Consider the following 11,877-nt stretch of genomic DNA (forward strand, 5'->3'; position numbering starts at 1 on the left):
GCGTGCCAGTCCGCTCGCCCGCGCCGCCATCCGAGCTTCCGCCTGAATCCCCACGTTGCGCCGCCCCCGTGCTGAGCGCGAGCGGGCTGGCCATCTCGCGCGCCGGACGCCCGGTGTTGCGCGGCATCGACCTCGACCTCGCCCCCGGCGGCCTGCTGCAGGTACTCGGCCCCAACGGCAGCGGCAAGACCAGTCTGCTGCGCGTGCTGTGCGGGCTGGCCATGGCCGATGCCGGCACGCTGCACTGGCGCGGCCGCCCGGTGCGCGCCGCCGACCCTGACTATCAGCTGGCGCTGGCGTATGTCGGCCACACCAATGGCATCGACCCTGACCTGAGCCCGGCGGAAAACCTGCGCTTTGCCGCGCGCCTCGCCGGATCGGACGACAGTGCCGATGGCGTCGCGCGCGCCCTCGCCGCGCAAGGGCTGGAGCGGCTCGCAAACGCGCCGGTGCGCACGCTCTCGCAAGGGCAGCGGCGGCGCGTCGCACTGGCGCGCCTGTCGCTGGCGCAGCGCGCCTTGTGGCTGCTGGATGAACCAGTGACCGCGCTGGATGCCGATGCCTGCGCGCGCTTCGATGCGCAGCTCGGCACGCACCTCGCCGCCGGCGGCATGGCCGTGATCGCCACGCACCAGCTGCTGCCCGCGGGCGGCGCGGTGCTGCAACTGGGGGCGCCGGCATGATGCGCATGCTCGCCGCCATCGTCGCGCACGATGTCTCGCTGTCCTGGCGGCGGCGCGGCAGCCTGCTCGGCGGCGTGGTGTTCTTTGTCATCGCCGCCAGCCTGTTCCCGCTGGCAATCGGCCCCGAGCCGCAGCAGCTGCGCGCGCTGGCTCCCGGCATCCTGTGGGTGACGGCACTGCTGGCGTCGATGCTGTCGCTGTCGCGGCTGTTCGCGCAGGAGCATGCCGACGGCAGCCTGGACCAGCTGCTGCTGTCGCCGCATCCGCTGGCGCTGCTGGTGCTGGCCAAGATCGCCGCGCACTGGCTCACCAGCGGCCTGCCGCTGCTGTTGCTGACACCGCTGCTGGCACAGCAGTATGGGCTGCCCCTGGGCGCATCGCTGCTGCTGGCGGCGTCGCTGCTGGTGGGCACGCCGGCGCTGAGCCTGATCGGCGCGGTCGGCGCGGCGCTGACGCTGGGCGTGCGCGGCGGCGCGGTGCTGCTGTGCATCCTGGTGCTCCCGCTGTGCGTGCCGGTGCTGGTGTTCGGCGCCAGCGCCGCGGCCGCTGCCGATGCCGGGCTTGACGTGATGCCGCAGTTCTCGCTGCTGGGCGCCTGCCTGGCGCTGTCGCTGTTCCTGTGCCCGCTGGCCGCCGCCGCCGGGCTGCGCATTGCCATGGAGACGCCGGCATGAGCCAGCCGCTGCCATCCGTCCACCCCGCTGCCGCGCCGCGGCCCCCGGTCCGCGGCGGCTGGCTGGCCTATGCCGCGCCGGTGCGCTTCTATCCGCTGGCCGGGCGCATGGCCTCATGGTTCTTTGCCGCGGCGGCGCTGTTCGCGCTGGCGGGACTGTGGCTCGGCTTTGGCGTGGCCCCCACCGATGCGCAGCAGGGCGAGGTCTACCGCATCATTTTCATCCACGTGCCGGCGGCGTGGATGTCGATGTTCATCTACCTGGTCATGGCCGGCTACTGCGCGCTGGCACTGGTGCTGCGCACGCGGCTGTCGTCGATGATGGCCTCGGCGCTGGCGCCCACCGGCGCGCTCTTCACCGCGCTGGCGCTGTGGACCGGTGCGCTGTGGGGGCAGCCCACCTGGGGCACCTGGTGGGTCTGGGATGCGCGGCTCACCTCCGAGCTGATCCTGCTGTTCCTGTACCTCGGCTTTATCGCGCTGGAAGCGGCCATCGACGAGCCGCGCCGGGCCGAGCGCGCCTGCGCGGTGCTGGCGCTGGTGGGGGTGGTCAATATCCCGGTGATCTATTTCTCGGTGCAGTGGTGGAACACGCTGCACCAGGGCGCATCGGTCAGCCTGACCGCGGCGCCGTCGATGGCGGCCACCATGCTGGCTGGCATGCTGCTGATGACGATGGCGTGCTGGATGTACACGGTGGCGGTGGCGCTGGTGCGCGTGCGCTGCATCCTGCGCGAGCGCGGCGAGGTGCCGCACGGCCCTGCCATGGTTCCCGGAGAGACCTCATGACGCTGTCCTCGCTGCTGCCCTACGGGCATCACGGCATCTTCATCGCCGGCGCCTTCGGCGTGAGCGCGCTGCTGCTGGCGCTGGAGCTGGTGCTGCTGGCCCGCCGCTGCCGTGCCACGCGCCAGGAAGCCGGCCAATGACGCCGCGCCAGCGCCGCTTCGGGCTGCTGGCCGCGGCGCTGGCCTGCTGCGGCATCGCGGCGGCGCTGGTGCTCAATGCCTTCCGCTCCAACCTGGTGTTCTTCTTCAGTCCCAGCCAGGTCGCCGCGCAGGAAGCGCCGGTGGCACGCAGCTTCCGGCTGGGCGGGCTGGTGGCGCCCGGCTCGATCCGGCGCGAGGGCGACGGCATGACGGTGCGCTTCGTCGTCACCGACACGGCGCGCCAGGTGCCGGTGCGCTACCGCGGCCTGCTGCCCGACCTGTTCCGCGAAGGCAAGGGCGTGGTCGCGCGCGGCCAGCTGCAGGCGGACGGCACCTTCATCGCCAGCGAGGTGCTGGCCAAGCACGATGAAAACTACATGCCGCCTGAAGCCGCCGACGCGCTCAAGCAGGCCGCGCAGGTGAACCGCCGCATGGCCGAAGCCGCGCCGGCACAGGGAGTACGCCAGTGATCGCGGAACTCGGCCATTTCGCGCTGATCGTGGCGCTGCTGGTCGCGCTGGTGCAGGCCGTGGTGCCGCTGGCCGGGGCCGCGCGCGGCCAGCTGGCGTGGATGGCGCTGGCGCGCCCCGCCGCGCGCGTGCAGTGCCTGCTGGTGGCGCTGTCCTTCGCCGCACTGACCTGGTCCTTCGTCAGCAACGACTTCAGCGTGCGCTATGTCGCCGCCAACGCCAACAGTGCGCTGCCGCTGGCGTACCGCATCGCCGCGGTCTGGGGCGGGCACGAGGGCTCGATGCTGCTGTGGACGCTGATGCTGGGCCTGTGGTCGCTCGCGGTGTCCGCGTGCAGCCGGCAGCTGCCGCTGGCCGCCGTGGCCCGCGTGCTGGCCGTGATGGGCGCGATCAGCGCCGGCTTCCTGGCGTTCCTGCTGTTCGCCTCCAACCCCTTCGTGCGGCTGCTGCCGCCCGCAATGGAAGGCCGCGACCTCAACCCGTTGCTGCAGGACCCGGGCATGGTGTTCCACCCGCCCCTGCTCTACATGGGCTACGTGGGCTTCTCGGTGACCTTTGCCTTTGCCGTGGCGGCGCTGCTGGCCGGGCGCGTCGATGCGGCCTGGGCACGCTGGTCGCGGCCGTGCACCACGGTGGCGTGGGCCTTCCTGACGCTGGGAATCATGCTGGGCAGCGCCTGGGCCTACTACGAGCTGGGCTGGGGCGGCTGGTGGTTCTGGGACCCGGTCGAGAACGCCTCGTTCATGCCGTGGCTGGCCGGCACCGCGCTGATGCATTCGCTGGCGGTCACCGAGAAGCGCGGCGCCTTGCGCGCCTGGACCGTGCTGCTCGCCATCTTCACCTTCTCGCTGAGCCTGCTGGGCACCTTCCTGGTCCGTTCCGGCGTGCTGACCTCCGTCCACGCCTTCGCCGTGGACCCGAAGCGCGGCATCTTCATCCTGGCGCTGCTGGGGCTGGTTACCGGGCTGGCCCTGGCACTGTATGCGTTGCGCGCGCCGCGACTGGCGCGGCGCGTGGCGTTCGCGGCGGTCTCGCGCGAGTCGATGCTGCTGGCAAACAACGTGCTGCTGGCGGTGGCCGCCGCCACGGTGCTGCTGGGCACGCTCTACCCGCTGCTGGTCGATGTGCTGGGGCTGGGCAAGATCTCGGTCGGCCCGGCCTACTTCGAGCAGGTCTTCGTGCCCTTGATGGCCCCCGCGGTGCTGTTGATGGGCGCCGCGCCGCTGGCGCGCTGGCGCCACGGCAGCCTGCCCGACATGGCGCGCCGCCTGCGCTGGGGCGCCGTGGCCAGCGCGGCCATCGGGCTGGGGCTGCTGCTGGTGCTGCGCAATGCCTCGGCGCTAAGCGGGCTGGGGCTGCTGCTGGCGGCCTGGTGCGTGCTGAGCGCCGTGACCAGCCTGGCGGCGCGGCTGCGCCAACAACAGGGGCGCCGCCTGGCCGCGCTGCGCCAGTTCACACCCAGCTACTGGGGCATGCTGCTCGCCCACGCCGGCGTGGGCGTCTTCATCGCCGGCGTGACGCTGGTATCCGGCCAGGAAAGCCTGCGCGAACTGCCGATGCGCGCCGGCGAGAGCGTCAGCGTGGGCGGCTATGACTTCCGCTTTGCCGGCGTGACCCAGGCCGGCGGGCCCAACTACGACGCGCTGCGCGGCACGCTGGTGGCCGCGCGCGATGGCAAGCGAGTAGCACTGCTCCACCCCGAGCGCCGCATCTACCGCAGCCAGGACATGCCCACCACCGAGGCCGCGATCGACAGCGGCGTGGCGCGCGACCTCTACGTGGCGCTGGGCGAGAACGTCGATGGCAGCGCCTGGGCCGTGCGCATCCACGTCAAGCCCTTTGTCGACTGGATCTGGGCCGGCTGCGTGCTGATGGCGCTGGGCGGGCTGCTGGCCGTCTGCGACAAGCGTTACCGGCTTCGCCGCCGTGCCGCCAATCCTGCCACCGCGCCAGCCGCACCGGATGTGCCCGCAGTGCCGGCATTGGCCTCCGCCCATGAGGAGACGCCCGCATGACGCGCTTCCTGCTGCCGCTGGCCGCCTTCCTCGCCCTTGCGGTCGCGCTGGCCGCCGGGCTGCGCCACGACCCGCGCGAACTGCCCTCGCCGCTGGTCGGCAAGGCCGCGCCGGCGTTCCGCCTGCCGCTGCTCGAACCCGAAGGCCGCACGCTGGCCAGCGCCGACATGCGCGGCAAGGTCTGGCTGCTGAATGTGTGGGCGTCGTGGTGCGCGGCCTGCCGCACCGAGCATCCGCTGCTGGTGGATTTTGCCGCGCGCTCGCCGGTGCCGCTGTATGGCCTCAACTACAAGGACGAGACCGGCGCCGCGCGCGACTGGCTGCAGCGGCTGGGCAACCCCTATGCGGCTTCGCTGGTCGATGCCGACGGCCGCGTCGGCATCGACTACGGCGTCTACGGCGTGCCCGAGACCTTTGTCATCGACCAGCACGGCGTGGTGCGCTACCGCCAGGTGGGCCCGGTCACGCGCGAGGTGCTGGAGCGCAAGCTGATCCCGCTGATCGAGCAGCTGGAACGGCAGGGAGGCAGCCATGCGTAGCCGGATCCGCACGATGCTTGCCGTGTGGCTTTGCTGCGTTTCGCTGCAGGCGACGGCGCTGACGGAAGCGGAACTCGATGCCCGCGTGCACGCGCTGTCCAACGAGTTGCGCTGCCTGGTCTGCCAGAACCAGACCCTGGCCGACTCCAACGCCGACCTTGCCGTCGACCTGCGACGCCAGATCCGCGCGCAGTTGCGCGGCGGCGCCAGCGACGAGGCGGTGAAGGACTACCTGGTGCAGCGCTATGGCGACTTCGTGCTGTACAAGCCGCCGTTGCGGCCGCTGACGTGGCTGCTGTGGTTCGGCCCGCTGTTGCTGGTGGCCGGCGTGGCGGCCGCGATCGTGCGTGCGCGCTCGCGCAATCGCCAGGCGGATGCGACGCTGGACGCCAGCGCGCAGCGCCAGCTTGCGGACTTGCTGGACGAATCGGCCACAACATCCGTGGAGCACCGCCAGCCATGACCACCTTCTGGCTGCTCGCCGCCGCCCTGATCGCCGCCACCACGGCCTGCCTGCTGTGGCCGCTGCTGCGCCGCCGGGCGGTGCCAGACCCGGGCACGCCGGAACGCACCTTGCTGGTTGACCTGTACCACGACCAGTTGCGCGAGCTGGACACCGACCTGCGCGGCGGCACCCTCACCGCGGCGCGCCACGCCGAAGCCCGCGACGAACTCGGCCGCCGGCTGCTCGATGACGCCGCCGGCGCCGCCACCGGCACGGGACGGGCCGGCACCTCGCCGCTGCTCGCCGCGCTGCTGCTCGCAGTACTGCCCAGCGCCGCCATCCTGCTCTACCTGCACCTTGGCAACCCGGTCGCGCTCTGGCGCGCCGACGACCTGCCCGAAAGCACCGGCAACCAGCACCAGCTGAGCGGCGCGCAGGTCGAGGGCATGGTGAACCAGCTCGCGCAGCGCCTGCGCGAGTCGCCCGGCGACGCGCAGGGCTGGGCCATGTTGGCGCGCTCATACAGCGTGATGGAACGCCATGCCGACGCCGCCGCGGCCTACGCGCGGGCCGTTGAACTGGCGCCGGACGTGGCCGCGCTGCGCTCCGACTACGCCGATGTGCTGGCCAGCCTGCACGGCGGCTCGCTGGAAGGCCCGCCCATGGCGCAAGTGCGCCAGGCCCTGGCGCTGGACCGGGACGACCCCAAAGCGCTGGCGCTTGCGGCCAGCGCCGCGGCCGAACGCGGCGATAAGCAGGCGGCGATCGGATATTGGGAGCACCTGTACCGGCTGCTGCCCGCGGATTCGCAGACAGCGGCGCGCATCGCCGCCAACCTTGCGGCCGCGCGCGGCACGGCTGCCGCGGCGCAAACCCCGAAGATCACCGGCATGGTCACGCTCAGCGAAAAGGCCGGGCGCACGCCGCAACCGGGCGACACGCTCTTTGTCTACGCGTTGCCCGCTGACGGCTCACGCATGCCGCTGGCAGTACTGCGCCGGCAGGCGCGCGATTTGCCGCTGTCGTTCACGCTGGAGGATGCGATGGCGATGCGGCCCGATCACCGGCTGTCCGGACAGCAACAGGTCATGCTTGAAGCGCGGATCTCGGCCAGCGGCAGCGCCTTGCCGAAGGCCGGGGACCTGGTAGGGCGCACCGGACCGGTGGCAGTCGGCACCGAGGGCATCCGCATCGCTATCGACGGCACGATCGCGCCATAGTGGCTCAGGCGGGCAGCGTCGCCTTCAGGTTGGCCAGCATGTCCGCCACCATCTCCTTCAAGCCGTACTCGGCCTTCCAGCCCCAGTCCGCGCGTGCGACCGAATCGTCGATCGAATCCGGCCAGCCCTGCGCAATCGCCTGGCGATAGTCGGGTTCATAGCGGATCTGGAAGCCCGGCACCTGCTCGCGGATGGCCGCTGCAGTCTGCGCGGGCGTGAAGCTCATCCCGGCAATGTTGTAGCTGCCGCGCTCGCCGAGCTTGTCCGCCGGCGCTTCCATCAGTTCGATGGTGGCGCGGATGGCATCGGGCATGTACATCATCGGCAGGGCCTCGTCTTCCTTCAGGAAGCAGGTGTAGGGCTCGCCCTTCACCGCCGCATGGAAGATGTCGACCGCATAGTCAGTGGTGCCGCCGCCGGGCGGGGTCTTGTGAGAGATCAGGCCCGGATAGCGCACGCTGCGTACATCCACGCCGTGGTTGGCGTGATACCAGCGGCACCAGCCCTCGCCCGCCTGCTTGGAGATGCCGTAGACGGTGGTGGGCTCCATCACGGTCTTCTGCGGTGTCTGTCCGGCAGGCGTGGTCGGGCCAAAGGCTGCAATCGAGCTTGGCCAGAACACCCGCTCCAGCCCGGTCTGCCGTGCCAGCTCCAGCACGTTGAGCAGGCTGGTCATATTGAGGTTCCAGGCCCACTGCGGCGCCTTTTCGCCGGTGGCGGACAGCGCGGCGGCCAGCAGGTAGACCTGGGTGATGCCATGGCGCTCGACCACGGCGGCCAGCTCGCCCCGGTCGGTCGCGTTGAGCATCTCGTGCGTCAGGTGCACGTGCCGGCCGGTGGGCACCACGTCGGAGGTGATCACGTTGGTGCGCCCGTAGCGCTCGGCCAGCGCCAGTGCCAGTTCAGACCCGATCTGGCCGTTGGCGCCGACGATCAGGATCTTCGGTTTGCCATCTTCCATCAGATCAGCCCCAGTTCGCGGCCAGCCTGGCCAAAGGCTTCCAGCGCCTCTTGCAGCGCGGCTTCGTCATGCAGCGCGCTCATCTGCACGCGGATGCGCGCCTGCCCCTTGGGCACCACCGGGTAGAAGAAGCCGACCACGTACACGCCCAGCTCCAGCAGGCGCTGCGCGAGTTGCTGCGCCTTGTCGGCGTCGTAGACCATGATCGGGATGATGGGGTGGTCGCCCGCCTTGACGTCGAATCCCAGCTGGTCCAGTCCCGCGCGGAAGAACCTGGTATTGCCCTCCAGCCGGTCACGCAGCTCGGTACTGGCTTCCAGGATATCGAGCACCGCGATCGACGCGCCCACGATGGCCGGCGCCACCGTGTTGGAGAACAGATAGGGCCGCGAGCGCTGGCGCAGCAGCGCCACCACTTCCTTGCGCGCGCTGGTGAAGCCGCCCGAGGCGCCGCCCAGCGCCTTGCCCAGCGTGCCGGTGATGATGTCGATCTTGCCGAACACGCCGCGCGCCTCATGCGTGCCGCGCCCGCGCTGGCCCATGAAACCGGTGGCATGGCATTCGTCGATGCCCAGCAGCGCGTCGTACTCATCGCAGATCGTGCGCATCTGGTCCAGCCGCGCCACGGTGCCGTCCATCGAGAACACGCCGTCGGAAAACACCAGCGTGTAGCGCGCACCGTCGGCCCGCGCCTGCTCCAGCTGCACGCGCAGGTCGTCCATGTCGTTGTGCTGGTAGCGGTAGCGGCGTGCCTTGGACAGGCGGATGCCGTCGATGATCGAGGCATGGTTGAGCGCATCGCTGATGACCGCGTCTTCCGCGCCCAGCAGCGTTTCGAACAAACCGCCATTGGCATCGAAGGCCGAGCCATAGAGGATGGTGTCCTCAGTGCCGAGGAAGGCCGACAGCCGCGCCTCCAGCGTCTTATGCAGGTCCTGCGTGCCGCAGATAAAGCGCACCGAGCTCAGCCCGAAGCCATGCGTGCGCAGCGCCTCGTGCGCGGCCTCGATCACCTGCGGGTGCGACGACAAGCCAAGGTAGTTATTGGCGCACAGGTTGATGACCTCGCGGCCGTCGGTGGTGCGCACCCGCGCACCCTGCGGCGTGGCGATCACGCGCTCATTCTTGAACAGCCCCGCCGCGCGGATGCTTTCGAGTTCGGTACGGATGGATGCATAGAATGCCTCGGCATTCGACATGGCTTGGCTCCCGTTGGTGTGCGAGGGATATGCTAGGATTCGATCGATAAATCGAACGCGTTCTCTATATCGAACGTTTTGCGCAATATAACGAACATTCCCCCATGACGCAAGCCCTTGCCCAAATGCCGCAGGCCGACGGGCCGCCCGCCGTCGGCATGGCGCTGCAGGCGCTGCGCCAGCAGCAGCGCCTGTCGCTCGATGAACTGTCGCGCCGTGCCGGCGTATCCAAGTCGATGCTGTCGCAGATCGAACGCAACCTGGCCAACCCCACCGTGGCGGTGCTGTGGCGCCTGGCCAATGCGCTTGGCGTCAGCCTGACGGATTTCCTGGCCGGCGGCGCGGCAGAGCGGCCGGGCGGCGGCATCACCGTGATCCAGCCACATGCCACGCCATCGCTGAAAAGCCCCGATACCCGCTGCGACCTGCGCATCCTGGGCCCGATCGACCTGGCCGGCCGCTTCGAGTGGTATGAGCTGACCATCCAGGCCGGCGGCGTGCTGGCCTCCGAGCCGCACGAAGCCGGCACCCAGGAACACCTGTCGGTGCTGAGCGGATCGATGACGGTGCGCGCGGGCGTCGATGAGAAGAAGCTGAGGCACGGCGAGACCGCGCGCTATGCGGCCGATGTCGCACATGCGATCTCCAATGGCGGCAAGACCACTGCCACCGCACTACTGGTTGTAGTGCATCCGGGCTGACGCGGGCAAGGGTTGCGACAGCCCGGCGGGCGGGTTCAGCGGGCGCCGAACCATCGTTTGACCCGCTCCCACAGAACGCCGAAGAACATCGCCACCGGATTGAGGCGTACCGGCTGGTTGCGTTCGGCATCGCTCAGCGTCGGGTCCATCCGGCGCGCCACCGACTTGCCGAAATCGGCAATCATGCGCCGCACGAAATCCCGCACCAGCCCCGACCGCGAGAACTGCGCCAGCGGCCCTTGCAGCGAGTACTGCAGGTCGACCGCGACTTCGGTCTCGTGCGCGGAGAGCGCCTTCAGCTGGTAGGCGACGTCGCCGGCGGCCTTGGAGTTGCTGAGCGAATCCTGGCCTGCGCCCTTCAGCACGCCACGCTTGAGCGCGTCGTCGCGCTGCAGGCGCGCGGCGCCGTCGAACCTGGCGGACATCGGGCCGAACTTGATGGCGATATGACCCTTGACCTTCTCCCCCGCAATTTCAGTGAGCACCGCGCCCGGCAGGCAGCCCGCGACGGCTGGCAGGTCGGCCATGAAGGCCCAAACCGAGTCGAGCGCGTAGGGGACGGTGAAGCTGCCTTCGATGCGCGACCAGCCCTTGCGGTCGGCTGACCGTTCCGCCTCGGCGCCGGTGCCGGCGGCCAGGTGCGGCAGCGTGCCGAGCGCTTCGTCGGCAACGGCAAAACCGGTGAACGGCGCTTCGGCCGGCGCCGCGCCCGCGACGTGCCGCGCAATCACGCCGGCTGCGTCGCGGCGTGCGTCCAGTACCGAGCGGATGGCGGCGACGATTCCCATATAGCCGGTGCAGCGGCACAGGTTTCCCGACAACTCGTGACGGATGGCGGCGTCGTCCGCATCGGGCAGGCGCAGCACGATGTCGCGTGCGGTCGCCAGCATACCCGGCGTGCAGAAGCCGCATTGCAGGGCATGATGCTGGTTGAACGCCGCGCGCAGGTCGGCCATCACGGCATCGTCCTGGTAGCCTTCGACGGTGACAATGTCAGCGCCCTGGCAGGCAGCCGCGAAGGTGATGCACGACCGCACCGGCTTGTCGTCGAGCAGCACGGTGCAGGCGCCGCACACGCCGTGTTCGCAGCCGAGGTGGGTGCCGGTCAGGCTGTGCGTGTCGCGCAGGAAGTCGCCCAGGTGCGTCCGGTCCGCGCACGCGCCAGAAACCCGGCGGCCGTTGACATTGAATTCGATGGTCTGCACGGGCGCTCCTCAGTTCAGCATTTGCGTGACGCAGCGCATCACGACGGTACGGTAAAGCTTGCGGTCGATGGCGTCCTTGCCCGGCGCGGCCTGCGCCACCGCTTCGTCCACGGCACTGGCCGTGAGCGCCGCGGCGCCTTGCGCGGCGACCGCGCGCGTGAGTCCAGGCAGCACCACCGGTGGCCCGTCCAGCGCGCCGAGCACGATGCGTGCAAAGCGGCGGCTGGCATCGAAGTACGCGGCGCAGCTGGCTTCGGCGAACTCGCCGGTCTTGCGGCACAGCTTCTGGTAGCCCCAGCGGCTGTGCGCGGTGGCATGCGGCACGCGCACGGCGGCGATCAGCTCGCCGTCGGCCAGCACCGTGGTGTAGGCGCCGATCATGAATGCTTCCATGGGCACATCGCGCGTGCCGATGCCGGATGCAATCTCGATGCGCGCACCCAGCGCGGTCATCACCACCACCCAGTCCGCGGCCGGGTCCGCATGGGCCAGGCTGCCGCCCACGGTGCCGCGGTTGCGGATCGCGCGGTAGGCAATGCCGCCCGCCACGGCCTGCAGCATGGTGCCCTGCAGCGGCGCGAACACGCCGTCCTCGATCTGCGCATGGGTCACGCAGGCGCCGATGCGGATGTCATCGGGGGTGGGCGCGACTTGCCGCAGTTCGGCCAGCCCCGACACATCGACCACCGTGTCGGGACGGGTCAGCCGCAGGTTCAGCATCGGGCCGAGCGACTGGCCTCCGCCCATGGTCTTGGCCACATCTATGCCCGCGCCAAGGCGGGCCAGCGCCTCCGGCAGCGAGCCGGGCGCATGATAGGAAAAAGCGACGGCTTTCAT

14 protein-coding genes are annotated in these 11,877 nt (G+C 70.4%); 10 read left to right on the forward strand and 4 right to left on the reverse strand.

The genetic code is table 11. The features are described 5' to 3' along the window. The first annotated feature begins 2 nt into the window (after window positions 1-2). Genes ccmA through ccmI form a run of 9 tightly spaced genes read left to right on the forward strand, consistent with a single transcriptional unit; the run spans window position 3 to window position 6,974 of the window. Window positions 3-683: a cytochrome c biogenesis heme-transporting ATPase CcmA gene (gene ccmA / locus AC1Q7H_RS23180; protein WP_013952460.1), complete on the forward strand. Its 681-nt coding sequence runs from the start codon at window positions 3-5 to the stop codon at window positions 681-683. Next, complete coding sequence (gene ccmB, locus AC1Q7H_RS23185; protein WP_492379335.1) at window positions 680-1,357, forward strand: heme exporter protein CcmB; 678 nt, start codon at window positions 680-682, stop codon at window positions 1,355-1,357. The genes ccmA and ccmB overlap by 4 nt, the downstream gene beginning before the upstream one ends. Beyond that, window positions 1,354-2,145 (forward strand): heme ABC transporter permease, encoded by a 792-nt coding sequence (locus tag AC1Q7H_RS23190; RefSeq protein WP_013952458.1) that lies wholly within the window; start codon window positions 1,354-1,356, stop codon window positions 2,143-2,145. Before ccmB ends, AC1Q7H_RS23190 begins: the two co-directional genes overlap by 4 nt. Then, window positions 2,142-2,285, forward strand: a complete 144-nt coding sequence (ccmD, locus tag AC1Q7H_RS23195; protein WP_013952457.1) for a heme exporter protein CcmD — start codon at window positions 2,142-2,144, stop codon at window positions 2,283-2,285. The genes AC1Q7H_RS23190 and ccmD overlap by 4 nt, the downstream gene beginning before the upstream one ends. After that, complete coding sequence (gene ccmE, locus AC1Q7H_RS23200; RefSeq protein ID WP_013952456.1) at window positions 2,282-2,755, forward strand: cytochrome c maturation protein CcmE; 474 nt, start codon at window positions 2,282-2,284, stop codon at window positions 2,753-2,755. The genes ccmD and ccmE overlap by 4 nt, the downstream gene beginning before the upstream one ends. Next, window positions 2,752-4,770: a heme lyase CcmF/NrfE family subunit gene (locus tag AC1Q7H_RS23205; protein ID WP_492379336.1), complete on the forward strand. Its 2,019-nt coding sequence runs from the start codon at window positions 2,752-2,754 to the stop codon at window positions 4,768-4,770. Before ccmE ends, AC1Q7H_RS23205 begins: the two co-directional genes overlap by 4 nt. Continuing rightward, a complete protein-coding gene (locus AC1Q7H_RS23210; protein ID WP_013952454.1) occupies window positions 4,767-5,309 on the forward strand; it encodes a DsbE family thiol:disulfide interchange protein in 543 nt (180 codons plus the stop codon). Before AC1Q7H_RS23205 ends, AC1Q7H_RS23210 begins: the two co-directional genes overlap by 4 nt. Beyond that, window positions 5,302-5,772 (forward strand): cytochrome c-type biogenesis protein, encoded by a 471-nt coding sequence (locus tag AC1Q7H_RS23215; RefSeq protein WP_013952453.1) that lies wholly within the window; start codon window positions 5,302-5,304, stop codon window positions 5,770-5,772. Before AC1Q7H_RS23210 ends, AC1Q7H_RS23215 begins: the two co-directional genes overlap by 8 nt. Then, the gene (ccmI, locus tag AC1Q7H_RS23220) at window positions 5,769-6,974 is read left to right on the forward strand and encodes a c-type cytochrome biogenesis protein CcmI (protein ID WP_211981024.1); all 1,206 of its coding nucleotides are present in this window, start codon (window positions 5,769-5,771) and stop codon (window positions 6,972-6,974) included. Before AC1Q7H_RS23215 ends, ccmI begins: the two co-directional genes overlap by 4 nt. A gap of 4 nt (window positions 6,975-6,978) precedes the next feature. Here the strand turns inward: ccmI and AC1Q7H_RS23225 are convergent, their stop codons facing one another. Together AC1Q7H_RS23225 and kbl are read right to left on the reverse strand one after the other, a co-directional pair. Beyond that, entirely contained in the window at window positions 6,979-7,935 is a 957-nt protein-coding gene (locus AC1Q7H_RS23225; RefSeq protein ID WP_211981023.1) for an L-threonine 3-dehydrogenase, read from the reverse strand. Continuing rightward, complete coding sequence (kbl, locus tag AC1Q7H_RS23230) at window positions 7,935-9,134, reverse strand: glycine C-acetyltransferase (protein WP_013952450.1); 1,200 nt, start codon at window positions 9,132-9,134, stop codon at window positions 7,935-7,937. Before kbl ends, AC1Q7H_RS23225 begins: the two co-directional genes overlap by 1 nt. Before the next feature lie 104 nt (window positions 9,135-9,238). On the opposite strand from kbl, the gene AC1Q7H_RS23235 reads away from it, so the two are divergent. After that, window positions 9,239-9,835 (forward strand): helix-turn-helix domain-containing protein, encoded by a 597-nt coding sequence (locus AC1Q7H_RS23235; RefSeq protein ID WP_013952449.1) that lies wholly within the window; start codon window positions 9,239-9,241, stop codon window positions 9,833-9,835. 35 nt (window positions 9,836-9,870) lie between these two features. Here the strand turns inward: AC1Q7H_RS23235 and AC1Q7H_RS23240 are convergent, their stop codons facing one another. Both AC1Q7H_RS23240 and AC1Q7H_RS23245 read right to left on the reverse strand, forming a co-directional pair. Next, window positions 9,871-11,040: a xanthine dehydrogenase family Fe-S subunit gene (locus AC1Q7H_RS23240; protein WP_211981022.1), complete on the reverse strand. Its 1,170-nt coding sequence runs from the start codon at window positions 11,038-11,040 to the stop codon at window positions 9,871-9,873. Between the two features lie 9 nt (window positions 11,041-11,049). Further along, on the reverse strand, window positions 11,050-11,877 hold the full coding sequence (locus AC1Q7H_RS23245; RefSeq protein ID WP_211981021.1) for an FAD binding domain-containing protein: 828 nt from the start codon (window positions 11,875-11,877) through the stop codon (window positions 11,050-11,052).

Source organism: Cupriavidus sp. GW823-FHT06D04, assembly GCF_058795055.1.